The organism is Paenibacillus sp. F411 (assembly GCF_017582705.1).
GTDB lineage: Bacteria > Bacillota > Bacilli > Paenibacillales > Paenibacillaceae > Paenibacillus_AQ > Paenibacillus_AQ algicola.
Map to the genome: position 1 here is coordinate 1 of NZ_JAGFIP010000047.1, position 945 is coordinate 945.

Consider the following 945-nt stretch of genomic DNA (forward strand, 5'->3'; position numbering starts at 1 on the left):
AGGCTGTAACATAAAGTGAATCCTGCCGCGTCGTCAAAAAGGCCTCGCAAGAGGGGAAGAGGAAGCCGAGTCTCGCGCATATGGACGAAGGCCATGGAAGCTGTTCAGAACTTGGAACGACAGTGAAGAATCCTCCGGCGTAAGGGGATCGGCATGGTATGAAAGAGGATGCAGTGAACTGGGGAGGCCCTCCCCTGCACGTTTTTTTTTTTGAAACCGTAAAGAGACGCTCTATAAGCCTAAAAGGTGAAGTGAACCGTCTGCAGGAAGGGAGTCCGAGGGGCTCATAGTACCGAAGAATGCAGGACAACAAAACCTGCAGGAGGGAAGGAGCCCTGCTTTGTTCAAGTTTCATAAGGAGGTACGAGTCAGTGAATGCCAAACGGCTAACAACACCAAAGGAAAACGTTCAACAACTCCAAGAGAAACTAGGTCATGCGGCCAAGGAAAACAAGAAGCGAAGGTTTCACGCGTTGTACGACAAGGTCTATCGAATAGACATCCTGTGGGAGGCATGGCGAAGAGTACGAGCTAATAAGGGTTCAGCTGGAATCGACGGAGAAACATTGGCAGATATCGAAAAACAAGGAGAAACATGCTTTGTACACGAATGTCAACGGCTTCTTAAAGAAGGCGAGTATCATCCGCAACCCGTAAGGCGCTACTACATTCCGAAGAAGGATGGCAAAAAGCGACCGCTCGGCATTCCCACAGTGAGAGACCGCGTCATCCAGATGGCAGCGAAACTCGTCATGGAACCGATCTTCGAGGCGGATTTTCAGGAAACGTCATTCGGGTTCAGGCCAAAACGAAGTGCAAAGCAAGCGTTAGATCGCATTCGGAAAGCATGTAACCGCAAAGGAAATTGGGTGGTCGACGTCGACATCCAAGGCTACTTCGACAACATCAATCAGGAGAAGCTCATGAAGCTGGTTGAAATGCGAA

1 protein-coding gene is annotated in these 945 nt (G+C 49.7%); it reads left to right on the top strand.

Features of this window, described 5'->3' with window-relative positions; all coding sequences use genetic code 11:
* Nucleotides 1-371 precede the first annotated feature (371 nt).
* The coding region (locus tag JJQ72_RS20200; protein ID WP_347880782.1) for a reverse transcriptase domain-containing protein at nt 372-945 on the top strand (574 nt) is incomplete at its 3' end.